Origin of the sequence: Mesorhizobium sp. M0571, from assembly GCF_040320985.1 — a bacterium.
In the GTDB taxonomy this organism is placed as follows: domain Bacteria; phylum Pseudomonadota; class Alphaproteobacteria; order Rhizobiales; family Rhizobiaceae; genus Mesorhizobium.
Map to the genome: position 1 here is coordinate 26,931 of NZ_JAMYQT010000021.1, position 25,783 is coordinate 52,713.

The following is a 25,783-nucleotide window of genomic DNA, read 5'->3' on the forward strand; positions in this document are numbered from 1 at the left end:
TGTTTTCCATCAAATCCAGGCATGAAAGGGGCAACTCATGGCCCGCGTAACCGTTGAAGATTGCATCGACAAGGTCGACAACCGCTTCGAGCTGGTGCTCCTGGCCGGTCACCGCGCCCGTCAAATCAGCCAGGGCGCGCAGATTACCGTACCTCGCGACAACGACAAGAATCCGGTCGTTGCGCTCCGCGAAATCGCCGAAGAGACGCTGTCGCCGGACGACCTCAAGGAAGATCTCATCCATTCGCTGCAGAAGCATGTCGAGGTCGACGAGCCGGAAGCCGATGGCGAGGCGATTGCCGACCAGACCGGCAGCACTGTTGCGGCCACCGATGCCGACGACGCCGAGGACAACGTCACCTTCGATCGCATGACCGAAGAAGACCTGTTGGCCGGCATCGAGGGTCTGGTGCCGCCGGAAAAAAGCGACGATTATTGATCTTAGCAACAACTGCCGACACTTTCGCGTCGGCAGTTTCGTGGCTATCTATGACATGCGCCGTACGTCAGTGCGGCGCATGATTCATTTCAGCATTGCGAGATCCCGCCCATGATGCGTCAGTATGAGCTTGTCGAGCGCGTCCAGCGCTACAAGCCTGACGTCAACGAGGCGCTGCTCAACAAGGCCTATGTCTACGCCATGCAGAAGCATGGTCACCAGAAGCGCGCCTCCGGCGATCCCTATTTCTCGCATCCGCTCGAAGTCGCCGCCATCCTCACCGAAATGCACATGGACGAGGCGACGATCGCCGTTGCCTTGCTGCACGACACGATCGAGGACACCACGGCGACCAGGGCCGAGATCGACGAATTGTTCGGCCCGGAAATGGGCAAGCTGGTCGAAGGCCTGACCAAGCTGAAGAAGCTCGACCTCGTTTCGAAGAAGGCCGAGCAGGCGGAGAACCTGCGCAAGCTTTTGCTGGCAATCTCGGAAGACGTTCGCGTGCTTCTGGTCAAGCTGGCCGACCGCCTTCACAATATGCGCACCCTCGACCATGTGCCGGAAGCCAAGCGCCTGCGCATCGCCGAAGAGACGATGGACATCTACGCGCCGCTGGCCGGCCGTATGGGCATGCAAGGCATGCGCGAGGAGCTGGAGGAGATTGCCTTCCGCTTCATCAATCCGGAAGCCTACCGCGCCGTCACCGCACGGCTCGCCGAAATCTTCGAGCGCAACAAGGGCGTACTGTCCGAGATCGAGAAAGCGCTCTCCACGCTGTTCGACAAATATTCGATCAAGGCCGAGGTCAAGAGCCGGCAAAAGAAGCCGTGGTCGGTGTTCCGCAAGATGGAGGCCAAGGCGCTGTCGTTCGAGCAGCTGTCCGACATTTTCGGCTTCCGCGTCGTTGTCGAGACGGTCGACGATTGCTATCGCGCGCTCGGCGCCATCCACACCACCTGGTCGATGGTGCCCGGCCGCTTCAAGGACTACATCTCGACGCCGAAGCAGAACGACTACCGCTCGATCCACACCACCATCGTCGGCCCGTCGCGCCAGCGCGTCGAATTGCAGATCCGCACCTATCAGATGAACAAGATTGCCGAATACGGCGTCGCCGCTCATTCGATCTATAAAGATACCGGCGGCAAGATGAATGGTGCCGCCCATGCGATCTCGAAGGAGACCAATGCCTATGCCTGGCTGCGGCGCACCATCGAGCAGCTTGCCGAAGGTGATAATCCCGAGGATTTCCTCGAAAATACCAAGCTGGAGCTGTTCCAGGACCAGGTGTTCTGCTTTACGCCGAAGGGCATGCTGATCGCGCTGCCGCGCGGCGCAACGCCCATCGATTTTGCCTATGCCGTCCACACCGACGTCGGCGACACTTGCGTCGGCGCCAAGGTCAATGGCCGCATCATGCCGCTGATGACGGAGCTGAAGAACGGCGACGAGGTCGAGATCATCCGCTCGAAGGCACAGGTACCGCCGGCGGCGTGGGAATCGGTGGTCGTTACCGGCAAGGCGCGCTCGGCCATCCGCCGCGCCACCAAGAACGCTATTCGCAAGCAATATTCGGGTCTCGGTATCCGCATTCTGGAGCGCGCCTTCGAACGGTCCGGCAAGACCTTCACCAAGGAAAGCCTGAAGCCGGTGCTGCACCGGCTGGCGCGCAAGGACATCGAGGATGTGCTGGCCTCGGTCGGTCGCGGCGAACTTGCCTCCACCGACGTGATGAAGGCGGTGTTTCCCGACTACAAGGACGAGCGCGTCACGCTGGTCGCGCCCAAGCAGCGCGAGGAGGGCTGGTCGAAGATCCGCAACGCCGCCGGCATGCTGTTCCAGATTCCGGGCCGCGCCGCACGCAAGGACAAGAACCAGCCGCGCGACGATGCGGTGCCGATCCGTGGCGTGCGCGGCGACCTGCCGGTGCGCTTTGCACCGGAAGGGGCGGTGCCCGGCGACCGCATCGTCGGCATCGTGCAGCCGGGAACCGGTATCACCATCTACCCGATCCAGTCGCCGGCGCTGCAGGCCTTTGACGACCAGCCCGAGCGCTGGATCGACGTGCGCTGGGATATTGACGAGCGCACCAAGGAGCGGTTCCCGGCGCGCGTCTCGGTCACCGCCATCAACGCACCGGGTTCGCTGGCCGACATTGCGCAGGTCGTCGCATCCAACGACGCCAACATCCACACTTTGTCGATGGTGCGCACCGCGCCCGATTTCACCGAAATGCTGATCGATCTCGAAGTGTGGGACCTGAAGCACTTGAACCGGCTGCTATCGCAGCTAAAGGACAATTCGAGCGTCAGCGACGCGCGACGCGTCAACGGCTAGACCACCAATGTGTTGGAAGAGGCAGAGATGGACACCGACGAAGTGCTGGGCATTTTCCGCGAGGCCGGCGCCGTTCTCGAAGGGCATTTCATCCTGACGTCCGGCCTGCGCAGCCCGGTCTTCCTGCAGAAGGCGCGCGTTTTCATGCATGCCGACAAGACCGAGCGCTTGTGCAAGGCGCTGGCCGAAAAGATCCGCGCTGGCGTGCCCGGCAGGATCGACTATATCGTCGGCCCAGCGATCGGCGGGCTGATCCCGGCCTATGAGACCTCGCGCCATCTAGGCGCGCCGGCGATCTGGGTCGAGCGGGAAGGGGGCGAATTCAGGCTCCGCCGTTTCGAGATCGCCAAGGGATCGCGCGTCGTCATTGTCGAGGACATCGTCACCACCGGCCTGTCGATCCGCGAAACCATCGACTGCCTGCGCGCACTTGGCGCGGAGGTCGTCGCCGCTGCGTGCATCATCGACCGCTCAGCCGGCAAGACCGATGTCGGCGTGCCGCTGATCGCGCTCGCCGAATACGAGGTTCCGGCCTATCCGGCCGACAGGCTGCCGCCCGAGCTCGCCGCCATACCGGCGATCAAGCCGGGAAGCCGCAACATCTGATGCCTATCGCCCCAAAAGCTTGTCCTCGGGCTTGAATCGAGGATGGTGTAGCGGTTTTGGGACAACGACATGCATAAAAACAAGTCAAGAGGCGCTGCCGTGATTGCCGGTATCGACCATTTTGTGCTGACGGTTCGCTCCGTCGAAGACACCTGCGCCTTCTATCAGCGCGTGCTTGGCTTCAAGCGCCTCGACGAGCCGAACCGACCAACGGCGCTGCTGCTTGGAACGCAAAAGATCAATCTGCATGAGGTCGGGCGCACCTTCGAGCCGAAGGCCAAGGCGCCGACGCCGGGCTCAGGCGATTTCTGTCTCGTTGCCGCCCGGCCGCTCGCCGAGATATGTGCCAGCCTCGCGGCCAATGGCGTAGCCATAGAGGTCGGCCCGGTCGAGCGTGTCGGCGCCCGTGGCCCGATGATGTCGGTCTATTTTCGCGATCCGGACGGCAACCTCGTCGAGGTCAGCGAATATCGACCCTAAGCGGCGCTCCTCAAATTCGCCGCGATCATGCCCTGTTCAGAACGGCGATACCCAGGGCTGCCGCAAGGTGGCGACCGATCGGATGCCGTCGGCCTCGTTGTTCTTCGGCCAGCGCATCGCTATATCAAAGTGGTAGTTGCCTTTCGGCGACCGCTGTCGCGCCCGGCTGGGAAAAGCCGGCGCGAAGCCATTCATGGAACTAGGAACAGGAACAGAGTGCTTTTTCGACGCCGCAAGCCTGATGGTTTTTTCGAGCGGGTGCGTACTTACTTGTGGCCGCGCCGCTCGTTCTCGCGCTCGCTGCGGTATTTCTCCAAACGCATCCTGCGTCTTAGGGCCACGCCGCATGCCGTGGCCGCCGGTGTTGCGGCGGGCGTATTCGCGTCTTTTTTCCCGCTTGGCTTCCACTTCATCATTGCCGCCATCCTGTGCTGGCTGATCGCCGGCAATCTGGTCGCGGCAGCACTTGGCACGGTCTTCGGCAACCCCCTGACCTTTCCGCTGCTATGGGCCGCGTCCTGGGAGGTCGGCAAGCTGATCCTGCATGAACACCTGCCGGCGCATGGCCCACCGGCGCATCTCGGCGACATGCTGCATAATCTTTCCTTTGCGCAGTTGTGGGGACCGGTGCTGAAGCCGATGACGATTGGCGCAATACCGCTCGGCCTGGTTTTCGGCCTGCTGTTTTACGGCATCACCCGCTGGGGCATGGTCACTTTCCACGAGCAGCGCCGCAAGCGTCTGGCCGAAAGAGCGGCAAAGGTTGAAAAAACCGGGCCGGAAGTTCCCGCCGAATGATTATCGGTATCGGCAGCGACCTCATCGACATCAGACGCATCGAGAAGTCGCTGGAACGTCATGGCCAGCGCTTCATCCAACGCATCTACACCGAGATCGAACAGGCGCGCTCCGAAAACCGCGCGGCGCGTGCGGCCTCCTACGCCAAGCGTTTCGCTGCCAAGGAGGCCTGCGCCAAGGCATTGGGTACCGGTCTTGCTCAGGGTGTGTTCTGGCGCGACATGGGAGTCGTCAACCTGGCCAGCGGCAAGCCGACCATGGCGCTGACCAACGGGGCGGCAGCGCGGCTGGGCGAAATCCTGCCTGAAGGACACCGCGCCGTGATCCACCTCACCATCACCGATGATTTTCCGCTCGCTCAAGCTTTTGTGATCATTGAAGCGTTGCCGGTCGAAGAAGCGCCACATTGATTGCATCTGACCACCGGCATGACGTTGCCCAGCGCGCGCCGAGACTCTATACCATCCAACGCACAATCGAGGACGACATGAGCGTGGCTGAAAAAACCCAGAAGAAATCCGGTGGACTTGGCGAAACCGTCAGCGTCATCGTCCAGGCCCTGCTGCTTGCGTTGGTCATCCGCACGCTCCTGTTCCAGCCGTTCTCGATTCCGTCCGGCTCCATGCGGCCGACTTTGCTCGAAGGTGACTATCTCTTCGTCACCAAATGGTCCTACGGCTTCTCCCGCTATTCGCTGCCGTTCGGGCCGGACATCTTTTCGGGTCGCATCTGGGGCTCCGAGCCGAAGCGCGGCGACGTGGTGGTGTTCAAGTTTCCGCCGGACCCTTCCGTCGACTATATCAAGCGAGTAGTCGGCCTGCCGGGCGACAAGATCCAGGTCAAGGATGGCCAGCTCTTCATCAATGACGTCGGTGTGCCGCGCGTCAAGGTCGGGCAGATCGACAACCACGACATCACCGAAGAGCCCTACCCGGTCGATGTCTATCGCGAGACGCTGCCGAACGGCGTCACCTACGACACGCTCGACCTGACGCAGGCTTCGATCGGCGACAATACCCAAGAGTTCAAGGTGCCGCCCGGTCACTATTTCATGATGGGCGACAATCGCGATAACTCGTCGGACAGCCGCTTCACCGTCGGCTTCGTGCCGGAGGAGAACCTGGTCGGCCGTGCCAATCTCATCTTCTTCTCCATCGCCGGCAGCGCCAGCCCGCTCGAAATCTGGAAATGGCCGTCGCTGATGCGCGCCTCGCGCCTGTTCCATTTCGTCAATTAGGACCATGGCGGCGACGAAACGGCTGACCGCCGATGCGCTCGCCGAGGCGCTTAGGGAGCGCACCGGCCACAGTTTTGGCGACCATCAGCGCCTGCAGCGTGCGCTGACCCATGCCAGTGCTCGCGGCAGTCATGCCGGCATCGACTACGAACGCTTCGAGTTCCTCGGCGACCGCGTTCTCGGCCTTATCGTTGCCGATATGCTGCTGGCGGCATTTCCCGACGCTGCCGAGGGTGAGCTGTCGCTGAGATTGAACGCGCTGGTCAACGCCGAGGCCCTGGCGGAAATCGCCGAGCAGATCGGCCTGCCGGAACTCATTCGCGCCGGTTCGGACGTACGCGGCCTTGATGGGCGCAAGCGCGTCAATCTGCGCGCCGATGCACTGGAATCACTGATCGCCGTGCTCTATCTCGACGGCGGGTTGGAAGCGGCCCGTGCCTTCATCCACAGATACTGGCAGCCGCGCTCGCAAGCCATCGACGCCGCCCGCCGCGATGCGAAGACCGAACTTCAGGAATGGGCGCATCAGGCGGCAGGCGCAGTGCCGGTTTACATAATCGACAGCCGCGAGGGACCGGACCACGATCCGCTGTTTACCGTCAGCGTCAAGGTCGGCGCCTATCCGCCGGCGACCGGCAGTGGGCGCTCCAAGCGCGAGGCGGAGCAGACTGCAGCCGCGGCACTTCTGCAGCGGGAAGGCGTCTGGCTTAATCAGGGGAGTGCCGCATGACCGCCACCGAAGCACCGGCAACAGAAGCTCCCGCCACCCGCTCCGGCTTCGTCGCGCTGATCGGCGCGCCCAATGCGGGGAAATCGACGGTGGTCAACCAATTGGTCGGCGCCAAGGTGTCAATTGTGACCCACAAGGTGCAGACCACCCGTGCGATCGTGCGCGGCATTGCCACCCACAACAACGCGCAGATCGTCTTCGTCGACACGCCGGGCATATTCAAGCCGAAGCGCCGGCTGGACACGGCGATGGTGACCACAGCCTGGGGCGGTGCCAAGGACGCCGATATCGTGCTGCTCTTGATCGACGCCGAGCGCGGCATCCGGGGCGATGCCGACGCCATCCTCGAGCGGCTGAAGGATGTCCGGCAGCCGATGGTGTTGATCCTCAACAAAGTCGATCGGGTCAAGCACGAGACGCTGCTGGCATTGTCGGCGGCAGCCAACGAAAGGGTGCCGTTCAAGCGCACCTTCATGGTTTCGGCACTGACCGGATCCGGCTGCAAGGACCTGCTCGACTATCTCGCCGAGACCCTGCCGGCCGGACCCTGGTACTACCCGGAAGACCAGATCTCCGACCTGCCGATGCGCCAGCTCGCCGCCGAGATCACCCGCGAAAAGCTCTATCTCAGGCTGCATCAGGAACTGCCCTATTCCTCCCATGTCGAGACCGAGAAATGGGAAGAGAAGAAGGACGGCTCGGTGCGCATCGACCAGACCATCTATGTCGAGCGCGACAGCCAGAAGAAAATCGTGCTCGGCCATAAGGGCGAGACGATCCGCGCCATCGGCCAGGCGGCACGCATGGAAATAGCAGGCATCCTCGAACAGAAGGTGCACCTCTTCCTGTTCGTCAAGGTGCGTGAAAACTGGGGCGACGACCCCGAGCGCTACCGCGAAATGGGGCTCGAATTTCCGCACTGAGCCTGTTTGGGCGATCCGCCGAGCGGCCTGTTGGTCGCCTCAGGGTTCTGAGCGGTCGCCGGGCTGCCCGATCGGTGGACTTGCATCTTGAACAGCCGGCCGAATCATTCCGGGAGGCCATGGGTCGACCACGTCGGTCGACCCGTTCCTCATTGGTACCGGCGCGACGGGAAATCCCGAGCGGGTTCTGAGAAATTTCCGATATTTCATGCAAAACCGGCCAGTTAGACCGACTGGAACTCCTACCGATACTGCGATCGTGCACGGTTCCCGTTCGTTGTCTCTCCGTCATACACCCTGCCTATAGGCTGTGCGAAAGACCCGCTTCCGAGCAAACTGGACAGGCGGGCAAGCAGCCAGATTTAGGACATGACCAGGACTTGGAATCGCATCGACCCCATTCGTCAGATCGAGTTTGCAAACGCCGTCGCTGTTGAGATCGAGCGGGCGCTGACGCGGCAAAGCAAGGTGACGAACAGCGATGCGATCGTTGCAGCGGGCAGGGTCGCCGGCGCCGTTGCCGCCGCCGTCGCCCTGCTTGCGCCGACCGACATCAGGGCGATCGACACCATGCAGGAAAGATTGCCCGGCATGGCGTTGCGGTTCGTGCGGATATCGGCAGCCGAAGCTATGGAACGCAGTGCCCGGACGCCTCTGTCGACGGCGCACGGAGGCCGAGGGGCAGACATCCAACCGCTAGCCGGAGCGGGCGACCTCGACGCGATACGGGTCGAGGACTGGGCCGGTCGGGTCGCAGGCTCGACATTCCTGCAAGAGAATTTCGGCATATCGCGCTCGACCCTGCATCGTTGGCAGCGAAGCGGCACGGTCGTTGCGTTGCGCACCGGTGGCCGCAAACATGTATTTCCTCTGGCGCAGTTCGTCGACGGCAGGCCGGCTCCGGGTATCAACGAAGTGTTATTCGCGATGCCCGATCAGCGGCGTGCCTGGGCGTGGCTGATCGGCCCTGCGCCCGGCCTTGCCGGACGTATTCCCATTGAAATGCTCAAACAGGATTTGGTCGCGGAAGTCGTTCTTGCCGCACAGCACGCAGCGATGGTAAAGTTGGCTTGATTTCTCTGCCCACTTCGGAAGTTTATTCCTAAAAGAAGGCATAAAAAAGAAATTTTCGCCGAACACAATTGATTGCCGGATAATTGAAAGTATATTTTCGTACAATTGTGACAATGTCCCGTTTATGCCGCGGGAGATTTCTGAAGAAAATAATAAGTAATATTTGTGCAACATGGATTTGTTCTGTTGTACAAACGTTGATTATTTCATCAATCGTCATTGAAACTAGAACGAGGATGAGTATGTTCGCCGCCTGAAGAGGGGTGCGGTGCGCGCCTTTTTCGACGTGGGTGAGGCGTTCAGCCGTTCAACCACGGATACAAAGCCATTTTTAACTTTGACTGGAGAGGTCAGAAAATGAATATCAAGAGCCTTCTTCTCGGCTCAGCCGCGGCATTCGTCGCGGTCTCCGGCGCGCGCGCCGCCGACGCTGTTGTGGTCGCCGAGCCGGAACCCGCCGAATACGCCAAGATTTGCGACGTCTACGGCGCCGGCTATTTCTATATTCCCGGCACCGAGACCTGCCTGCGCATCGGCGGCTATATCCGCTATGACGCCAGCTTCGGCGACGCCGGCCGCGTTCTCGATGGCGCGACGACACATGACCTTTTGGACGGTGACGAGCAGCAGACCTGGAACAAGAATGCCCGCTTCAATTTGAAGACGTGGACCGGCCAGGAAACCGAGCTTGGCACGTTGAAGACCTACACCGAGACCCGTTTCAACTTCGGCAACACCAAAGTGACCGTGAACGGTGTTGATTTCAGCGTGCAGGACAACAAGGCGGTTACCCTGAACTTCGCCTGGATCCAGCTTGGAGGTCTCCGCGTCGGCAAGGATGAAACTGTCTACGATTCGTTCATCGGCTACGCCGGCAACGTCATCCAGGACACGATCATCCCGTACGGAACCAAGGACACTAACCTGATCAGCTACTATTTTGACGCCGGCAACGGGTTTACGGCAGTCGCCTCGCTTGAGACGGGCTCCGGCGCTAGAGCATGTCCTGTGATCGATGAATCGATTGTGATGTGACAGCTGCGTTTTGTGCTGATTCAACATCCACCTCGATGGAGGTGGACGATGGGAAGAGCATTGAGCGGGGATCTTCGGTCGCGGGTCTTGAAGGCTTCGGACGAGGGCATGTCGGCGCGGCAAGCGGCGGCGCGGTTCGGCGTGGGAGTGTCCAGCGCGATCCGCTGGATTGCGCGGGCGAAGATCGGCGAACTGGCGCCACGCCCGCAGGGCCGCCGCCGCGCCTCCAGCCTCGATGCGCATGAAACCTTCATCGTCGGGCTGATCGAGGAGCACAAGGACATCACGCTGAACGAGATGGTGGAGCGGCTCAGCGCCGAGCAGTCGGTGCGGATCAGCCGCAGCGCCTTGAGCGCCTGGCTTCGCGGCCACGGCTGGACATTAAAAAAAGTCCGCGCACGCACTGGAGCAAGATCGCCCCGACATCCTGAAGCGGCGCCGGGACTGGTTCGACGGCCAGCTCGATCTCGATCCGGCGAAGCTCGTGTTCATCGATGAGACCGGCCTCTCCACAAAGATGGCCCGCCTGCGTGGAAGAGCGCCGCGCGGCGAGCGCTGCCGGGCCGGCGTGCCGCATGGCCACTGGAAGACCACGACCTTCACCGGAGCGCTGCGGCTGACGGGCATGACTGCGCCCTTCGTCTACGACGGCGCCATGAACGGCAACGTGTTCCTGGCCTATGTCGAGCAGGTGCTGGTCCCGACATTGTCGCAGGGCGACGTCGTCGTCATGGACAACCTGCCCGCCCACAAGGCCGCGGGCGTGCGCAACGCGATTGAGGCCGCAGGCGCGAGCCTGCTCTACCTGCCGCCCTACAGTCCCGACTTCAATCCGATTGAGAACGCCTTCGCCAAACTCAAGGCGCTGCTGCGAGCAAAGGCCGAGAGAACCATCAAGGCTCTGTGGGACACGGTCGGCGCGGTCGTCGACCTCTTCACCCCAGCCGAATGTGCCAACTACTTCAAAGCCGCAGGATATGAACCGGATTAAACAGGACGCGCTCTAGCCAGTCGATCGACAGCTACGTTCCGTTTGTCGTCGGCGGGGTGAAATACAAGGGCGACTGGGGTGCGATCACCGCGGTGGGCGCCTATAACAGCGCGTGGGAAGAATGGGCCGGCAAAGTTCGCCTCGACGTCAAGCCGATTACTGACCTGACCCTGTTCGTGATGGCGGGCTACGGCAGCGACGATCACGGCGCCGTCAACTTCTATAAGCCATGGATCGGCAACTTTGCCGTCTGGGGCGGCGGCAGCTATGCCGTCAACAAGAAGACCTCTTTGAATGCTCAGGTCTCCTATACCGACGAAAAAGATTTCGCCGTGGCGGCCAACGTCGCCTACACGATCGTTCCTGGCTACACGATCACCGCCGAACTCGATTATTTCGACAATTTCGATGCCGACGATGCCGACGCAATCGGTGGTATCTTCCGCTTCCAGCGTTCGTTCTGATCGAGCTGAATATCTGCAAACGGCCCGTGGTGTATCGCTACGGGCCGTTTCGTTTCCGGTGGATAGGCCGCTGATCTTGATTTCGCCATCCAACCGGTGACAAGCTCTCGTCATGGAATGGCGCGACGAGGGAATCATTCTCGGCACCCGCAAGCATGGCGAAACCAGCGCCATTCTCGAGGTGATGACACGTGCGCATGGCCGCCATCTCGGCCTTGTGCGCGGCGGCCGTTCGCGCAAGCAGCAGCCGGTCTTGCAACCAGGCAACCGCGTCGAGCTGCTATGGCGGGCGCGGCTCGACGAGCATCTGGGCACCTTCCAGGCTGAGGCCATCGAGATGAATGCCGCCCGGCTGATGGACACAGCCGTTGCAATCTACGGCCTGCAGACGATGGCCGCGCATCTGCGCCTGCTGCCAGAGCGCGACGCCCATGGCGCTCTCTATGAGACGCTTGCGGTGATGATCGCCCATCTCGACGATGCCGATGCCGCCGGCGAGCTGGTGGCCCGCTTCGAGCTGCTGGTTCTCGACGAACTCGGTTTCGGCCTTGATCTCAGCCAGTGTGCGGCGACTGGCACCAGGCAGGACCTTGCCTACGTCTCGCCGAAATCCGGCCGCGCCGTGTCGCGGGCGGCGGGCGCGCCGTGGCGCGACAAGATGCTGGCGCTGCCTGCCTTCCTGCAGCGTGGTTCGGGCCTGCGCGCCGATCCGGCGGCGATCGAGGATGCCTTCCGGCTGACCGGCTTCTTTTTTACCCGCCATGTCTATGAGCCGCGCGGCATCGAGCCGCCTGGCGCCCGCGCCGGGTTTCTTGCCGCCTTGCGCAGGCATCATGCACCCAAGGCGAACGCCGGAGAAACCGCCGCTGGGGAAACCACCAGATGAGCGAAGTGGAACTTTATCCCGGCCGGGTTTCGCCGCTCGGCCTCGGCACCATTCCGCACGACGACATCCTCGAATACACCGGTCTGGAATTGCTCCAGCGTATCATCGACAACAAATATCCGGCGCCGCCGATCTCTTTCCAGCTCAATTTCGCCCTTGTCGAAGTGTCGGAAGGACGCGCGGTGTTTCGCGGTGTGCCGAACGAGCGCCACCTCAATCCGCTTGGCGGCGTGCATGGTGGTTGGGCCGCGACGCTGCTGGATTCGGCCTTGGGCTGCGCGGTGCAGACGCTGCTCGCCAGGGGCGAGGCCTATACGACGGCGGAGTTCAAGGTGAATTTGACGCGGCCGATCACGCCAAGGACCGGCGAGGTGGTGTGCGAAGGCAAAGTGGTGCACAAGGGCCGCACGCTGGCGGTTTCGGAAGCGGCACTGAAGGATGCCAATGGCAAGCTGCTGGCATTCGGCACCGAAACATGCTCGATCTTTCCGGCGGCCAATCTGGCGGCACGTTGAATGGACCGGCCGTTTGGCCGCCGCATTTGAATGTCACTGAAGGCTGAATGTCAGTGACAACTGGCCTGGTTTGGGGGAACCGCCATGTTTGAAAGCCTGATTGGCCTCGTCGCCGTCATCGCGCTGTTCGTCATCATTTCACGCCAACAGAGCCGCATCGGCCTGATCGAGCGCGAGCTTGGCGCGTTGCGCAGCCTTGTGCTTTCGGGCGCGCCTGTCCTGCCGCCGCAAGCCAAGGAACCAGCTGCAAACGACAGCAAACCGGCGGATGCCGCAGCCCCGGTTACGGTTGCTGCCGACATAGCCTCATCGCCGACGGCCGCGGCATCGGCAACAGAGGCCGAAGCCGGTATCGGGGAGGGGACATCCGGACCCTGGAACGCCGATACCACGGCGTCGTCCGCGCCGGACTCGGCGCAACCGGCGGCAGCGGCGAAAGCCGCCCGCCAGTCCGACGTCGAAACGGCTCTCGGTACTCGCTGGGCGGTATGGGTTGGCGGCATCGCGTTGGCGCTGGGCGGCCTATTCCTGATCCGCTACACCATCGAGGCCGGCATTTTCGGGCCACGCGTGCGGCTTGCCATGGCGGCGGCACTCGGGCTGGTGCTGGTCGCCGGCGGCGAGTTCATCCGGCGCACCGGCTTCAAGGTGCCGGTGCAAGGTGCTGCCGGTGCCTATATCCCGGCGATCCTGACGGCGGCCGGCGCCTTCATCCTGTTCGGCACCGTCTACGCCGCGTACAGCATTTACGGCTTCATCGGCCCGGCGCTCGCTTTCACGCTGCTCGGCGCCATCGGGGTGGCGACGATCGCGGCAAGCCTGGTCCACGGTCAGGCGCTGGCCGGCGTCGGCCTGCTCGGCGCCATGGTGACGCCGATGCTGGTCGCCTCGCAGGCGCCCAATCCATGGGCGCTGTTCGGCTATCTGGCGATCGTGCTTGCCGCCGCCGGCGTCATCGCCCGCATCCGCGACTGGAAGCTTTTGATGGCGGCTGCCTTCGTCGCCACGGGCATCTGGACCATCTTCTACATGACCGACGCGCCGGGGGCGAAGCTTTCCGTCATTCTCTTCATCGACGTGGTGACACTGGCCGTGCTCGCCTTCGTCTGGCTCGGCCGTCGCAGCGAAGCGGAATCCGGCAGCGGCTTCGACTGGCCGTCGATCACGCCGGGCTTCTTCGTCGGCCTCTCGGCGCTGGCCCTGTTCGTCGATCCGGCCTTCGTCGCCATCCGCGGTGCATTGCCGGGTGCTGCCCTTATCGCATCCCTGGTGGCGGTGGCGCTCTACCGGCCGCGGGCGCTTGCATTGCTGCACGCCGCCGGACTGGCGACGGTGCTGGTCTATCTCGGCATCATCCCGCCGACCACGATCGCTGCCGATTTTTCGGGCGGCGCTCTCGGTGTCGACGGCTTGCCGGTTGTGGCGTCCGATGCCTTGATGCTCAGGGTCGGTATCGCTCTCGGCCTGGTCTTCATCGGCGCCGGCTTCTGGGCAGCGCGCCGTTTTGCGGCCCCTGGCTGGCTGCGCGCCGCCACATGGGCGGCCTGGAGCGCTGTCGCGCCACTGGTCATCCTACTGGCGCTCTGGCTGACCTTCGGCAATCTCGACCGTGACCTTGCCTATGCGGCGGTCGCAGCCGTTTTGGTCGGAGTCTTCGTCGCCGGCGGCGAATGGATAGCGCGCGGCGAAGCGCCGCCGCTGACCGGCGGCGCTGCCGTCTCCTTCGCGCTCGGCGGCGCGGCGATTGCCGGCCTGCTGATGTTGCACATGGCCTTTGGCTCCGGCTGGACAACTATCCTGCTCGGAGCAGCCGCCGTCGTGCCGGCGCTGGCAACGCGCTGGCGTACCTATCCGGCGCTTGGCTGGATTTCGGTCGGTGCGGTGATTGCAGTGCTCGGCCGTGTCGCCTTCGACCCGACCATCGTCGGCGCCGAGTTCCTGTCGAAAACACCGGTGTTCAACTGGCTGCTGATTGGATATGGCGGGCCGGCGCTCGCCTTCGGCTTTGCCGCCTGGCAGCTAGCCCGCACCACCAATGGCCGGCCGCGCCTCGCCATGGAGGCCGGCGCCGCGCTGTTTGCTCTGCTCACCGTCGCCATGCTGGTGCGCCATGCCATGCATGGAGGCGTCATCGACACGGCTGCCGCGACGCTCGCCGAACAGGCGATCTACACGCTGATCGCCATCGGTGCCGGTGCCATCCTGGTCGCCATCGACATGCGCTCGCCAAGTTCGGTGCTGCGCTACGGCTCGATCGCAGCGGGCGTGGTCTCGGTCGCCTTCATCGTCGTCCAGCATTTTCTGGCGCTGAACCCCTTGCTGACGGATGAATCGACCGGCAGCATTCCGGCGTTCAACCTTCTGTTCCTTGCCTACCTCTTGCCGGCGGTTGCGGCAGGCGCACTGGCGCTCTATGCCCGTGACAAGCGGCCGCAATGGTATGCGGCGATGCTGGCGGTGGTGGCGGCGCTGCTCGCCTTTGCCTATGCCACGCTTTCAGTCAGGCGCCTGTTCAAGGGTGAGTTCATCGGGCTGTGGAGCGGCCTCGGCCAGCTCGAGACCTATACTTATTCGGCACTGTGGCTGATCATCGGCGTGGTGCTGCTCACCACCGGTGTCTGGCTGAAGTCGCAGGCGCTGCGCATAGCGTCGGCGGCGCTGATCTCGGTCGCCGTGCTCAAAGTCTTCATCTTTGACATGTCGGAGCTGGAAGGCGTGTTGCGGGCGCTGTCCTTCATCGGCCTCGGCGCGGTGCTCATCGGCATCGGCTTGTTTTATCAGAGGCTGCTGACACGTGCGGCGAAAGAGACGTAAAGGGTTGCATGAATATTCAAGATGGAATATATGAATATTCCAGAGGAGATATTCAATTTGCCCCTCTATATTCGCGACGACGAGGTGGATGCGCTAGCCACAAAACTGCAGCGTGAGACGAACGCCCCGAGCAAGACGGAAGCAGTGCGGACCGCGCTTTTGCACGAGCTCGAGCGCAACCGCGCCCGCAAGCCCCTGCGCGACAGAATTGCGGTGCTACAGGCCAAGTATGCTGCGTTGGGGCCGTCCGATCCCACCTTCGACATGAAGGCATTCACCGACGAGATGTGGGAAGACTGATGTTCGTCGATGCGTCGGTCATCGTCGCCATTCTCGCCAAGGAACCGGGGTGGGCGGAATTGCTCAAGCGAATCTCGGGTGCCGGCAGTCCGCTGCATATTTCCGCACTTGTTCGGCTCGAGGCGACACTTGCCCTTGGGCGCATAAACGCCGTTTCCAAAAAGCCGACGCCCGAAATGCTCGCCGCGGCGCGCGATCTGGTCGATTCGTTCATTGTCGAAATCAGCGCCCGCAATGTGCCTATCGACGAGGACATCGGCGCGCGCGCCATCGACGCGAGCATCCGCTACGGCAAGGCGGTTGGTCATCCGGCCGATCTCAATCTTGGCGACTGCTTCGCCTACGCCTGTGCAAAGGCCCTCGATCTTCCGTTGCTCTACAAGGGCGACGATTTTCTTCAGACGGATCTGGCGCCTAAACCGGCGTTTCGACAATCGGATGCCCGCCGGGAATAAACCTGTCACCGGCAGCGTTATTCAGTTGCTTGGGTGACCGGGGCGGCCGACCGCTTCGCGCTGGCCGCTTGCGCCGCGCCGCGAAGGCGCGTTCAATCACTGCGGACAGGGCTCCAGAACCAGCGGTCATGGACGAAAAGAAGGCAGCAATCCTTGGTGAAATACCGCGTCTGCGCCGCTATGCACGCTCGCTGTTGCGCGACCGCGATTCCGCCGACGATCTCGTCCAGGATTGTCTCGAGCGGGCACTTGTGCGGCTCGACAATTGGCAGACAGGAGAAAGCCCCAGGAGGTGGCTGTTTACGATCATGCATCATTTGTTCATCGACCAGATGCGCAAGGTGAACCGGCGCGGTGAGGCAGCGATGCTGCCGCTCGAGGCGAGTGAGGCGCAGGCAGCACCCGCCGAGCAGGTCGAGAGCATCGCCTCGCGCGAGATCGTCGACGCGCTGCAGGCGATCAGCCCGGACCGCCGCGCGGCACTTGTGATGGTCGCCATCGAAGGGTTTTCCTATGCCGAAGCCGCCAACATCCTTGGCGTCCCCGCCGGCACTTTGATGTCGCGCATCGCGCGTGGGCGTGAGGAACTGCGCACGCTGCTGGATGATGCCGCGCGCCGCCGGTCTATAAGGATCGTCGAGAAATGAGCCGGCGCGATTTCTCCGAACGCGACATCCACATGGCTCTCGATGGCGAGTTGCCGGGCGATGAGCGGACGGCCTATGAGGCATGGCTCGAGGCCAATGCCGAGATGAAGACCAAGAGCGCACGCTACGCCGCCGACCGGGCAGCGTTGCGCGCAGCCTTCAACGGCGTGCTGAGCGAACCCGTGCCGGTACGGCTGAGCAGGGTAATGCTCGGCGAGGCGCCGGTGGTCAGAGCGGCGGCGTCGCGCTCGCGTTGGTGGCTTGCGGCCGCCGCTGCCGCCATCCTGGTGATTGGCGGTGCTGGCGGCTACCTTGCCGGCATCGGCCGCGTCGGTCTGGAAAATACGGCCGAGGACCAGCTTGCCGAAGAGGCGATCGCCGCCCACGTCATCTATGCCGCCGAAAAACGGCACGCGGTGGAAGTGCCGGCAAGCGACAGGGATCATTTGCAGAGCTGGTTGTCGAACCAGGTGGGTTTGAAGCTCGTCGCGCCGGATCTGGCGGCGCAAGGATTCCAGCTGGTCGGTGGCCGGCTGCTGCCTGCCGGCCAGGGCAAGGCCGCGATGCTGCTTTACGAGGACGATAAAGGCGAGCGCATATCGCTCTTCGTCACGGCCGAATCGGCGGCCAAGGCCAAGGGCACCTATGGGTCGGAGGAAGACGGTCCTGAGGCCGTCTACTGGCTGGACAAGGGTTATGGCTGCGCCGTTGTCGGCTCGCTGCCGCGCGAGCGGTTGGCCGCAGTGGCCAAGAGCGCCTATGGCCAGCTTGTGGCAGGCTTGGAAAGCTGAACAGGACTTCATTTTTCTGGAGCCGCGCCGATGCCGAAACACGGGAGGTCATTCAAAGCCTTTCGCGACCTGCTTGCCATCAAAACTGTCACAATTCGGCCCTAATCGAGGTGCGATAGCGCTTGCTAGATGCTGGCGCTTCGGCTGGTGTGACCGATGTTTAGACTAGGGCCGTTTCCACAACCCAATCGAGGTTTTCTGAGCCCGCATGCCTGCCGAGATTCGCAAGGCCCGCGCGTCCGACGTCGATGACCTCGCCGCCATCGAAAAAGCTGTTTTCTCGAGCGACCGCATTTCTCGCCGCTCCTTTCGCCAACTGATCGAACGCGACACCGCCGAACTGCTGGTTGGCGAGAACGATGGTCACGTCGCCGGCTATGCGGTCGTGCTGTTTCGCAAGGGCAGCGGCGTCGCACGACTCTATTCGATCGCCGTCGGTCCATTTTTCGGCGGCCGTGGCGTTGGCCGCCTGCTGCTGGAGGAGGCTGAAGCCGCTGCTTTCGAGCACGGCCGCATGATGCTTCGTTTGGAAGTCCGCGAGGACAATCCGCGCGCCATCCAGATCTATGAGCAGAGCGGCTACCGCAAGATCGGTCGCGAACCGGACTACTACGAGGATGGCGCCACGGCGCTCCGCTACGAAAAGACCTTGCGCGGCGACATTCCGGTCGCCACCGAAGTGCCGTTTTATCAGCAGACTTGCGAATTCACATGCGGACCATGCTGCCTGATGATGGCGATGGCTAACTTCGACCCCGGCTTCGTGCCGGATCCGGTGATGGAAATCCGGCTGTGGCGCGAGGCGACGACCGTCTTCATGATGTCCGGCCCTGGCGGCTGCGAGCCGTTCGGGCTGGCCGTCGCCGGCTATGAGAGCGGGCTTGCTGCTGAGATCTATGTCTCCTTCTACGGCGCGCTGTTCCTGCAGTCGGTGCGCAGCGAAGATAAGCGCCGGGTCATGGAGCTGGCGCAAGTCGACTTTCGCCGCCGCGCGGAACTTTACGGCATCCCGGTGAATTACCGCTCATTCGGGCTTGACGACATTCGCACTGCGATTGCAGAGGGAAAACTGGTGCTGGTCCTGATCAGCGGCTTCCTGATGTTCGGCAAGAAGGTCCCGCACTGGGTATTGGCCATCGGCGACGACGGCGATCATATCCTGATCCATGACCCCTGGGTCGAGGACGAGCGGCAGGAGACGATCCTCGATGCGGCCAACATTCCCGTGCCTTACGGCATCTTCATGAACATGGCGCAATTCGGCCGCGACGGATTGCGCGCCGCCATCACTCTCGGAAAGCGCGACAGCCAATGACCTGGGTCATCCTTACCGGCCGGCAGAACGATCTCGACCAAGTGGCGACGCCGCACAAGATCATCACCAACCGCGACTACCTTGCCCATCCGGCACTGTTTCGCGGTCAGCGGCCGAAGGTCATCAACCTGTCGAACAATTACGGCTACCAGAGCCGCGGCTATTACGCCTCGCTGCTCGCCGGTTCGCGCGGCCATAAGGTCATCCCAACTGTCGAAACGATGATCGACCTGTCGGAGCGCAAGCTCTATGAGCACGCGTTGCCGGAACTCGAACTCGCACTCAACAAGTGCCGCAAGGACCTGGGCGGCGCTTTCCCGCAGAAGGTCTGCATCTTCTTCGGCATCGGACCATCCAGGATCTGGGATCGCTTCGCCAAACTCCTGTTCGACTGGTTCCGTGCCCCGGCGCTCGAGGTCCACATCAGGGACAGCGCCGAATGGGCCTCGATCCGCAAGATCGGCTTCCATCCCTTGGCGAGGATGACCGAGGACGAGGAAACGCACTTTCTCCAGTGCCTGGAGACCTACACCAACCGCGAGTGGCGCGACACCAAGGGCCGCACGCCGGCGCGCTACACTTTCGCCACGCTGGTCGATCCGCATGAGGAACTGCCACCGTCGGAGATTTCGTCGCTGCGCCACTGGGCCAAGATCGCCGAAAAGATGGGCGTCGAAATCGAGCCGATTACCAAGCGGGATCTGGCCAAGCTCGCCAACTACGACGCGCTGTTCATCCGCGAGACCACCTCGATCTCCAATCATACCTACCGCTTTGCCCGCCGCGCCCAGCAGGAAGGCATGCCGGTCATCGACGATCCGCTGTCGATGATCCGCTGCACCAACAAGGTTTATCTCAACGAGCTGATGACCTACAACAAGGTTCCGGTGCCGCCGACGGTGATGATAGCCGGCCCTTCGGATCTGGAACTTGCGGCGCAGACGCTGGGCTTCCCGCTGGTGCTGAAGATCCCGGACTCCTCGTTTTCGCGCGGCGTCAAGAAATGCGGCACCTTCGACGAGTTGAAGACGCTCGCAACCGAATGGCTGGAGGATTCCGACCTCCTGATCGCTCAAAAATTCATTCCGACGGAATATGACTGGCGCGTCGGCGTCCTCGGCGGCCAGCCCTTGTTTGCCGTCCATTATCTGATGGCCAAGGAACATTGGCAGATCGTCAATCACAAGGCCAACGGCAAGCCCGACCAGGGCGGCATCAAGACCTTCACCCTGAAGGAAGCGCCGGCCCATGTCGTCGAGACGGCGGTGAGCGCGGCGCGTTGCATTGGCGACGGCCTCTACGGCGTCGACCTCAAGGAGACCAGGGACGGCGTCTTCGTCATCGAGGTCAACGATAACCCCAACCTCGACCACGGCTGGGAAGACTCTGGCGAAAAGGACGAGGTCTGGGTGCGGCTGACCCAGTGGTTCCTGGAGCGGCTGGACAGGCCGGGGCGATAACCATCCGAGTGGGGGACAGAGATGCTGTTTTTTGTGACCGAGGATTTTCGCGGCTGTGACCGCAAGGAGATCTACCGTCGCTTCCGCGACCAGGGCCGCCTGAAGCCGGACGCGCTTCTCGTGCACCACAGCTGGATCGCGGCGGATATGAGCCGCTGCTTCCTGCTGGTGGAGGCCGATGACGTCACGCTTCTGCAGCGGTGGGTCATCGAATGGGCGGATCTGGTGGCGTTCGAGATTGTTCCTGTGGCGACGAACAAGGACATGGTTGAGGCATTGAGCGGGCACCTCTGACCCGGGAGGGAACCTCAGCGCTGATGACCTTAGGCGCTTTGGCTCGGCCGGCCGTGTTGCGCTCAGCCGCTGCTGCTAAGCGCTGCGCTCGACCTCAGCAGCCGGTCGATATCGGACGCTTTCGATGGCACGCCGATCAGATAGCCCTGAGCCTCGACACAGCCCTCCTTTCGCAGGAACTCCAACTGCGCTTCCGTCTCGACGCCTTCGGCGGAGACAGTGATGTCCAGCTGTGCGCCAAGCCCGATGATGGTGCGCACGATTGCCGCGGTATCGCGACTGTCGATATCGCGGATGAAGGAACGATCGATCTTGATCTTGTCGACGGGAAAGCGCCTGAGATAGCCGAGCGAGGAATAGCCGGTGCCGAAATCGTCCAGCGCGATGCGGACGCCCAGATCGCGCAGCTGCCTGAGTGTCTTAAGCACCAGATCGCTCTCGTCCATCAGCACCGTTTCGGTGATTTCCAGTTCAAGCCGGTTGGCCGGCACGCCCGAGAACGCCAGTGCCGAGATGACGCTGCGGGCAAAGGTGCCGCTTTTGATCTGCACGGCCGAGACATTGACCGCAATACGCAAAGGCGCCCAGCCCGCTGCGCTCGTGCAGGCTTTTCGCAGCGCCCATTCTCCAAGTGGCACGATCAGCCCGGTCTCCTCGGCGGCCGGAATGAAATCGTCCGGCCGCACCAGGCCGCGCACCGGCGAACGCCACCGCATCAAGGCTTCGGCGCCGACGATTTCGCCGGAGGCGATGTTCATGATCGGCTGGAAATCCAGCTCGAATTCCCGACGCGACAGCGCTGCCCTGAGATCGATTTCGAGTGCCCGGCGTGCCCGCACCATCGCATCCATGGCTGGTTCGAAGAAGCGGTAGAGGTTGCGCCCTTCGCTCTTTGCCCGATAGAGCGCCATATCGGCATTTTTCAGCAGCGTGTCGGCATCCTTGCCGTCATTCGGAAAAAGCGCGATTCCGACACTGATGCCGACGCGCATGTCGTGTCTCTTGTCGCGAAACGGCTTTCCGATGATCTCGACGATGCGTTTGGCCAGTTTTTCCGCGTCGCCCGGGCTTTTGAGGTTGAACTGGATGATGACGAATTCGTCGCCGCCGAAGCGGGCGACAACGTCCGTTTCATTGCGCAGGCACCGTTGCAGCCGTTCGGCTACGCATTTCAGCAGCCAGTCGCCGGAGGGGTGGCCCCAAGTATCGTTGACCGCCTTGAAGTGATCGAGGTCGAGCGAGAATATCGCCAGCGATCCGTCTCTCGTCTCACTCAGGGCTTGGTCGAGCCGTTCGCGAAGCATCGAGCGATTGGGCAGGTTGGTCAGTGTGTCGTGATGCGCAAGGTGGGTCATGCGCTCTTCCACGCGCCTGCGCTCGGTGACGTCGTCGAACGTCGCGACCCAGCCGCCGCCGCTCATCGGCCGGCGCGCAACCAGCAGCGTTCTGCCGTCGGCGAGATGGCGATGCGTTACGTGTGTTTTGCCCACCCGCAGGCAGGCTTCGATTTGCAAGATTTCGCTGTCGAGGTCGAGCTTTGTATAAATGCCCAGTTCCAGCAGCCGCTTGAAGGCGTCACGGTGGCTCATGCCAAGCGGGAAGTCGACCGGCCTGACATGGTAAAGTTCCAGGAAACGTTCGTTGCGCACGATCAGCTTGCCGTCAGCATCGTACATCAAAAGCCCTTGCGACATGTTGGCAAGTGCCGCGTCGAAACGGCGGTGCTGCTCCTTCAACTCCTGCTCGCCGCGCCGTTGCTCGGTGATGTCCTCGTAGATCGATACCCAACCGCCTGACGCCAGCGGCCGGTGCGAAATGTTGACGATACGCCCGTCTGCAAGCGTTTCCTCATAGGTGGAAGGTTTAGCCCGGTCGATATAGGGCTTGCGAATGGCATAGAGTTCCTCAGCGCTTTGCGAGGCGATGCCGATGTCCACGCTGTGTTGCAGGATATCGAAAAACCGGATGCCGGGCCGCACCACTTCGGCGTCGAGGCGAAAGATGCTGATGTAGTTCCTGTTGCAGATGATCATCCGCTCATCGGCATCGAACATGCACAGGCCATGCGACATGTTCTCGACCGCTGCCGAAAAACGTTCGTTTTGTTCGCGCAGCTCGTCTTCAATCCGTTGCGGCAGGCCGACGCCTTTGGCCCCCCGTCGGCGGACGGACGAACCAGCCTTGAAACCGGCAACGGGCATGAGGCGCGCCTATGGACCATGGTTAACCACGGCACTGTTGTCCCTGCCGGTTAATTTACCGTTTTCAGCCGGCTGGAACGGCAGTCTGGCGTCGCGACTTTTCGATCGCCGCAAACCGTTTGAGAAAGGCATTTTGCACCCAGGTCACCGAGCGCGGCGTGAAATCGAAGCGCTCGGCGTTGAAACCGCGCGGCCGGCCGAAGAACTCCGTCGCCTCTGCCGTCGAAAAACCCGCAAGCAGCGTCGCTTCGAAATAAGCGGCGATCTGATCCGCTCGCTTGATCTCTTTGCGCAGTCCGGCGTCGAGTTCCGCCGGCAGTGAAAAGCGCAGATGGATGGCGCGCTGCAGCCTGAGCTCGCAATCCTTGTAGCTGCCGCCCATCACGGATTTGAACGGCGAGATCATGTCGCCGATGACATATTCCGGCGCGTCGTGCAGCAGCGCCGCTAACCGCGCGTCGGCCTCGGCGTCCGGCATCAGCTCGCCGACAAGCGCCTCGACCAGCAGGGAGTGCTGGGCGACCGAAAAGGCATGGTCGCCTCTGGTCTGGCCGTTCCAGCGAGCGACGCGGGCAAGGCCGTGAGCGATATCGGAGATCTCGATGTCGAGCGGCGAGGGGTCGAGCAGGTCGAGCCGCCGGCCGGATAGCATGCGCTGCCAGGCGCGCGGCGGCGCCCCGACGCGATCGGCCGCCATCAGGCCTCCTCCGCGCCGACGGCTTCCTGCGGAAAGCTGAATTTCGCCCAGGACGGGATGGCGAGCGACACGGGTACGTCGTCAGCCAGGATCGGTAGGCCGGCGTCGAGCGCCGCCTTGATCCGGTCGATGCGGGCAATGGCAAGACCTGTCGAGCCTGTGGTCGAGCCGAGCGTGCCGACTGGTCGCCCCTCAACGGTCAACTCTGCGCGCGAAGCGGGCAGGGGCTGTTCGGCCGAGACGATCAACACCCGGCGCCTGGCAGTGCCGCGATGCTGCATGCGCGAGACGACCTCCTGGCCGACATAGCAGCCCTTCTTGAAGCCGACGCCGCCGATCTCGTCGAGCAGCACGTCATGCGGAAACGCATCGCCGAGCTGATAGTCGCTGCCGCTTTCGGCAATGCCATGGGCGATGCGAAAGGCTTGCCATGCGGCAAGGTCGCCGCCATCTGCGGCGCCATCATAGAAGCGCTTGACGGCAGCATCGACAAACCGCGCATCGGCAAACGGTGCTGATTCAAATTGCGAGGCAGTTGAATCGCTTTCCCATAGGACGGTCACAACCGGCTGATCTGTCTTGGCAATTTCGACTTTGGCGCGCAATTTGTAGAGCGCCAGCCGGCGCATGAAATCGTCGGCCGTCTCGGTACGGCATTCGAGACGGAAAGCATTGTCGCCGGCGCGCGAGATCAGGAAGTCGAAAAGGATCTTGCCTTGCGGCGTCAGCAGGGCGCCGGGCTTTGCTTCGCTGCTGCCAAGCACGTCGAGGTCGGTAGTCAGGATGTTCTGCAAAAAGTGCTCGGCATCCGGCCCAGACACGGAAACGAGTGCGCGATCTCTGAGCGAGGCAAAGGGCATGGTGGGAAAACGAGCCTGATCTTGCAAAACTGTCGGCCATTACGTAAGCCGCTGGCACTCCCCCCGCAAGAGACCGGATCCGCATGGCCCCCATCTACGATCTCATCCTGACAGGCGGCGCCGTGGTCAACCATGACGGCGAGGGTTTTCGCGACGTCGGTATCAATGGTGGGCGCATCGCTGCCATCAGCGACCTCCGCCAGGCATCGGCCGGCGAGACGATCGACTGCCGCGGGCTGCATATCCTGCCGGGCGTCGTCGATAGCCAGGTGCATTTCCGCGAGCCGGGACTGGAGCACAAGGAAGATCTGGAGACGGGCTCGCGGGCAGCGGTGCTTGGCGGCGTCACCGCCGTCTTTGAGATGCCGAACACCAATCCGCTGACCACCAGCGAGGCGGCTCTTGCCGATAAGGTACAGCGTGCCACCGGTCGCATGCATTGCGACTTTGCTTTCTGGGTCGGCGGCACCCGCGACAATGCGAAAGACACCGGCGATCTCGAGCGGCTGCCGGGTGCGGCCGGCATAAAAGTGTTCATGGGCTCGTCCACCGGCGACCTGTTGGTCGAGGACGACGAAGGCGTCGCCTCGATCCTGAAGAACACACGTCGCCGCGCCGCCTTTCACTCCGAGGACGAGTTCCGGCTGCGCGAGCGGCTCGGCGAGCGCATCGAGGGCGATCCGTCCTCACATCCGGTGTGGCGCGACGAGATCGCTGCATTGCGCTGCACCGAGCGCCTGGTGCGCATCGCGCGCCAGGTCCGCGCCCGGATCCATGTGCTGCACATCTCGACCGCCGAGGAGATAATTTTCCTCGAACAGCACAAGGACGTCGTGACTTGCGAGGCAACGCCGCATCATCTGACGCTGAGCGCCGATGATTATGCGCAGTTGGGCACGCTGATCCAGATGAACCCGCCGGTGCGCGCCGCGCGCCATCGCGACGGCATCTGGCACGGCATTGCGCAAGGCATTGTCGACGTGCTCGGCTCCGACCATGCGCCGCACACGCTGGCCGAGAAGGCAAAGCCTTATCCGGCGTCACCGTCCGGCATGACCGGGGTGCAGACTTTGGTGCCCATCATGCTGGACCATGTCAACGCCGGCCGACTGACCTTGCAGCGCTTTGTCGACCTTACCAGCCACGGCCCGCAGCGCATTTTCGGGATCGCCAGGAAAGGCCGCATCGCCGCCGGCTACGATGCCGATCTGACCATCGTCGATCTGAAGCGTCGCGAGACCATCGCCAACGCCCAGCAAGGCTCCAAGGCCGGCTGGACGCCTTATGACGGCAGGCAGGTGACCGGCTGGCCGATCGGCACTATCGTTCGCGGCCGGCGCGTGATGTGGGAAGGCGACATCGTCACGCCAGGTCAGGGTAGGGCGGTGGAGTTTTCCGAGGCGCTGGTGGCTTAGAGGCTCCTGCCACATA

The 25,783-nt window shown here is 62.6% G+C and carries 25 protein-coding genes and 2 pseudogenes; 24 read left to right on the forward strand and 3 right to left on the reverse strand.

Annotated elements, in window-relative coordinates; translation table 11 throughout:
* Window positions 1-37 precede the first annotated feature (37 nt).
* From rpoZ to NKI85_RS23400, 23 genes and pseudogenes are all read left to right on the forward strand, one after another.
* Entirely contained in the window at window positions 38-439 is a 402-nt protein-coding gene (gene rpoZ, locus NKI85_RS23290) for a DNA-directed RNA polymerase subunit omega (protein ID WP_352530352.1), read from the forward strand.
* A 111-nt stretch (window positions 440-550) separates the two neighbouring features.
* Window positions 551-2,779 carry a RelA/SpoT family protein gene (locus tag NKI85_RS23295; protein WP_352530350.1) on the forward strand — a complete coding sequence of 743 codons (2,229 nt, stop codon included), beginning with the start codon at window positions 551-553 and terminating at the stop codon, window positions 2,777-2,779.
* 27 nt (window positions 2,780-2,806) lie between these two features.
* Entirely contained in the window at window positions 2,807-3,385 is a 579-nt protein-coding gene (gene pyrE, locus NKI85_RS23300) for an orotate phosphoribosyltransferase (RefSeq protein ID WP_352530348.1), read from the forward strand.
* A 69-nt stretch (window positions 3,386-3,454) separates the two neighbouring features.
* Window positions 3,455-3,865, forward strand: a complete 411-nt coding sequence (locus NKI85_RS23305) for a VOC family protein (RefSeq protein WP_352778142.1) — start codon at window positions 3,455-3,457, stop codon at window positions 3,863-3,865.
* Between the two features lie 216 nt (window positions 3,866-4,081).
* On the forward strand, window positions 4,082-4,663 hold the full coding sequence (locus NKI85_RS23310; RefSeq protein ID WP_352530344.1) for a DUF2062 domain-containing protein: 582 nt from the start codon (window positions 4,082-4,084) through the stop codon (window positions 4,661-4,663).
* Complete coding sequence (gene acpS, locus NKI85_RS23315) at window positions 4,660-5,073, forward strand: holo-ACP synthase (protein WP_352530342.1); 414 nt, start codon at window positions 4,660-4,662, stop codon at window positions 5,071-5,073. Before NKI85_RS23310 ends, acpS begins: the two co-directional genes overlap by 4 nt.
* 77 nt (window positions 5,074-5,150) lie before the next feature.
* Window positions 5,151-5,900 (forward strand): signal peptidase I, encoded by a 750-nt coding sequence (gene lepB, locus NKI85_RS23320; RefSeq protein WP_352530340.1) that lies wholly within the window; start codon window positions 5,151-5,153, stop codon window positions 5,898-5,900.
* Between the two features lie 4 nt (window positions 5,901-5,904).
* Window positions 5,905-6,630, forward strand: coding sequence for a ribonuclease III (gene rnc / locus NKI85_RS23325; protein WP_352530338.1), 726 nt, complete (start codon window positions 5,905-5,907; stop codon window positions 6,628-6,630).
* Window positions 6,627-7,553, forward strand: a complete 927-nt coding sequence (gene era, locus NKI85_RS23330) for a GTPase Era (protein WP_352778146.1) — start codon at window positions 6,627-6,629, stop codon at window positions 7,551-7,553. The genes rnc and era overlap by 4 nt, the downstream gene beginning before the upstream one ends.
* 369 nt (window positions 7,554-7,922) lie before the next feature.
* Entirely contained in the window at window positions 7,923-8,627 is a 705-nt protein-coding gene (locus tag NKI85_RS23335; RefSeq protein ID WP_352530334.1) for an antitoxin Xre/MbcA/ParS-like domain-containing protein, read from the forward strand.
* A 357-nt stretch (window positions 8,628-8,984) separates the two neighbouring features.
* Window positions 8,985-9,620: pseudogene (locus NKI85_RS23340) on the forward strand (porin); the annotation flags it as partial.
* 90 nt (window positions 9,621-9,710) lie between these two features.
* A protein-coding gene (locus NKI85_RS23345; protein WP_352778149.1) for an IS630 family transposase occupies window positions 9,711-10,653 on the forward strand; the annotation gives its coding sequence in 2 pieces (ribosomal slippage) (window positions 9,711-10,048 and window positions 10,047-10,653; 945 coding nt in all).
* A 20-nt stretch (window positions 10,654-10,673) separates the two neighbouring features.
* A pseudogene (locus NKI85_RS23350) lies at window positions 10,674-11,117 on the forward strand (porin); the annotation flags it as partial.
* 112 nt (window positions 11,118-11,229) lie between these two features.
* Window positions 11,230-12,003 carry a DNA repair protein RecO gene (gene recO, locus NKI85_RS23355; RefSeq protein WP_352527939.1) on the forward strand — a complete coding sequence of 258 codons (774 nt, stop codon included), beginning with the start codon at window positions 11,230-11,232 and terminating at the stop codon, window positions 12,001-12,003.
* Window positions 12,000-12,518, forward strand: a complete 519-nt coding sequence (locus tag NKI85_RS23360) for a PaaI family thioesterase (protein WP_352527937.1) — start codon at window positions 12,000-12,002, stop codon at window positions 12,516-12,518. The genes recO and NKI85_RS23360 overlap by 4 nt, the downstream gene beginning before the upstream one ends.
* Before the next feature lie 84 nt (window positions 12,519-12,602).
* The gene (locus NKI85_RS23365) at window positions 12,603-15,332 is read left to right on the forward strand and encodes a DUF2339 domain-containing protein (protein ID WP_352527935.1); all 2,730 of its coding nucleotides are present in this window, start codon (window positions 12,603-12,605) and stop codon (window positions 15,330-15,332) included.
* Between the two features lie 57 nt (window positions 15,333-15,389).
* Window positions 15,390-15,632 carry a type II toxin-antitoxin system VapB family antitoxin gene (locus tag NKI85_RS23370; protein ID WP_352527951.1) on the forward strand — a complete coding sequence of 81 codons (243 nt, stop codon included), beginning with the start codon at window positions 15,390-15,392 and terminating at the stop codon, window positions 15,630-15,632.
* Window positions 15,629-16,087, forward strand: a complete 459-nt coding sequence (locus NKI85_RS23375; protein ID WP_352527949.1) for a type II toxin-antitoxin system VapC family toxin — start codon at window positions 15,629-15,631, stop codon at window positions 16,085-16,087. Before NKI85_RS23370 ends, NKI85_RS23375 begins: the two co-directional genes overlap by 4 nt.
* A 128-nt stretch (window positions 16,088-16,215) precedes the next feature.
* Entirely contained in the window at window positions 16,216-16,734 is a 519-nt protein-coding gene (locus NKI85_RS23380; RefSeq protein WP_352527934.1) for a sigma-70 family RNA polymerase sigma factor, read from the forward strand.
* On the forward strand, window positions 16,731-17,525 hold the full coding sequence (locus tag NKI85_RS23385; RefSeq protein ID WP_352527932.1) for an anti-sigma factor family protein: 795 nt from the start codon (window positions 16,731-16,733) through the stop codon (window positions 17,523-17,525). The genes NKI85_RS23380 and NKI85_RS23385 overlap by 4 nt, the downstream gene beginning before the upstream one ends.
* A 208-nt stretch (window positions 17,526-17,733) precedes the next feature.
* On the forward strand, window positions 17,734-18,840 hold the full coding sequence (locus NKI85_RS23390) for a peptidase C39 family protein (RefSeq protein ID WP_023677756.1): 1,107 nt from the start codon (window positions 17,734-17,736) through the stop codon (window positions 18,838-18,840).
* Window positions 18,837-20,300, forward strand: a complete 1,464-nt coding sequence (locus tag NKI85_RS23395) for a RimK family ATP-grasp domain-containing protein (protein ID WP_352527930.1) — start codon at window positions 18,837-18,839, stop codon at window positions 20,298-20,300. Before NKI85_RS23390 ends, NKI85_RS23395 begins: the two co-directional genes overlap by 4 nt.
* A gap of 21 nt (window positions 20,301-20,321) precedes the next feature.
* Window positions 20,322-20,594, forward strand: a complete 273-nt coding sequence (locus NKI85_RS23400; RefSeq protein ID WP_352527928.1) for a DUF3303 domain-containing protein — start codon at window positions 20,322-20,324, stop codon at window positions 20,592-20,594.
* A gap of 62 nt (window positions 20,595-20,656) precedes the next feature.
* On the opposite strand, the gene NKI85_RS23405 is transcribed toward NKI85_RS23400, so the two are convergent.
* From NKI85_RS23405 to ygfZ, 3 genes are all read right to left on the reverse strand, one after another.
* Window positions 20,657-22,795 carry a putative bifunctional diguanylate cyclase/phosphodiesterase gene (locus NKI85_RS23405; protein WP_352778153.1) on the reverse strand — a complete coding sequence of 713 codons (2,139 nt, stop codon included), beginning with the start codon at window positions 22,793-22,795 and terminating at the stop codon, window positions 20,657-20,659.
* 64 nt (window positions 22,796-22,859) lie between these two features.
* Window positions 22,860-23,492, reverse strand: a complete 633-nt coding sequence (locus NKI85_RS23410; protein WP_352778155.1) for an HD domain-containing protein — start codon at window positions 23,490-23,492, stop codon at window positions 22,860-22,862.
* A complete protein-coding gene (gene ygfZ, locus NKI85_RS23415; protein ID WP_352778157.1) occupies window positions 23,492-24,352 on the reverse strand; it encodes a CAF17-like 4Fe-4S cluster assembly/insertion protein YgfZ in 861 nt (286 codons plus the stop codon). Before ygfZ ends, NKI85_RS23410 begins: the two co-directional genes overlap by 1 nt.
* Window positions 24,353-24,435: 83 nt before the next feature.
* Between ygfZ and NKI85_RS23420 the strand changes: the two genes are divergently transcribed.
* On the forward strand, window positions 24,436-25,767 hold the full coding sequence (locus NKI85_RS23420; protein WP_352778160.1) for a dihydroorotase: 1,332 nt from the start codon (window positions 24,436-24,438) through the stop codon (window positions 25,765-25,767).
* Window positions 25,768-25,783 lie beyond the last annotated feature (16 nt).

Bases quoted from the DNA above. Each gene is read 5' to 3' on its own strand.
- rpoZ (WP_352530352.1), top strand. From the start codon at position 38: ATGGCCCGCGTAACCGTTGAAGATTGCATCGACAAGGTCGACAACCGC.
- NKI85_RS23295 (WP_352530350.1), top strand. From the start codon at position 551: ATGATGCGTCAGTATGAGCTTGTCGAGCGCGTCCAGCGCTACAAGCCT.
- pyrE (WP_352530348.1), top strand. From the start codon at position 2,807: ATGGACACCGACGAAGTGCTGGGCATTTTCCGCGAGGCCGGCGCCGTT.
- NKI85_RS23305 (WP_352778142.1), top strand. From the start codon at position 3,455: ATGCATAAAAACAAGTCAAGAGGCGCTGCCGTGATTGCCGGTATCGAC.
- acpS (WP_352530342.1), top strand. From the start codon at position 4,660: ATGATTATCGGTATCGGCAGCGACCTCATCGACATCAGACGCATCGAG.
- lepB (WP_352530340.1), top strand. From the start codon at position 5,151: ATGAGCGTGGCTGAAAAAACCCAGAAGAAATCCGGTGGACTTGGCGAA.
- rnc (WP_352530338.1), top strand. From the start codon at position 5,905: ATGGCGGCGACGAAACGGCTGACCGCCGATGCGCTCGCCGAGGCGCTT.
- era (WP_352778146.1), top strand. From the start codon at position 6,627: ATGACCGCCACCGAAGCACCGGCAACAGAAGCTCCCGCCACCCGCTCC.
- NKI85_RS23335 (WP_352530334.1), top strand. From the start codon at position 7,923: ATGACCAGGACTTGGAATCGCATCGACCCCATTCGTCAGATCGAGTTT.
- recO (WP_352527939.1), top strand. From the start codon at position 11,230: ATGGAATGGCGCGACGAGGGAATCATTCTCGGCACCCGCAAGCATGGC.
- NKI85_RS23360 (WP_352527937.1), top strand. From the start codon at position 12,000: ATGAGCGAAGTGGAACTTTATCCCGGCCGGGTTTCGCCGCTCGGCCTC.
- NKI85_RS23365 (WP_352527935.1), top strand. From the start codon at position 12,603: ATGTTTGAAAGCCTGATTGGCCTCGTCGCCGTCATCGCGCTGTTCGTC.
- NKI85_RS23380 (WP_352527934.1), top strand. From the start codon at position 16,216: ATGGACGAAAAGAAGGCAGCAATCCTTGGTGAAATACCGCGTCTGCGC.
- NKI85_RS23385 (WP_352527932.1), top strand. From the start codon at position 16,731: ATGAGCCGGCGCGATTTCTCCGAACGCGACATCCACATGGCTCTCGAT.
- NKI85_RS23390 (WP_023677756.1), top strand. From the start codon at position 17,734: ATGCCTGCCGAGATTCGCAAGGCCCGCGCGTCCGACGTCGATGACCTC.
- NKI85_RS23395 (WP_352527930.1), top strand. From the start codon at position 18,837: ATGACCTGGGTCATCCTTACCGGCCGGCAGAACGATCTCGACCAAGTG.
- NKI85_RS23400 (WP_352527928.1), top strand. From the start codon at position 20,322: ATGCTGTTTTTTGTGACCGAGGATTTTCGCGGCTGTGACCGCAAGGAG.
- NKI85_RS23405 (WP_352778153.1), bottom strand. From the start codon at position 22,795: ATGCCCGTTGCCGGTTTCAAGGCTGGTTCGTCCGTCCGCCGACGGGGG.
- NKI85_RS23410 (WP_352778155.1), bottom strand. From the start codon at position 23,492: ATGGCGGCCGATCGCGTCGGGGCGCCGCCGCGCGCCTGGCAGCGCATG.
- ygfZ (WP_352778157.1), bottom strand. From the start codon at position 24,352: ATGCCCTTTGCCTCGCTCAGAGATCGCGCACTCGTTTCCGTGTCTGGG.
- NKI85_RS23420 (WP_352778160.1), top strand. From the start codon at position 24,436: ATGGCCCCCATCTACGATCTCATCCTGACAGGCGGCGCCGTGGTCAAC.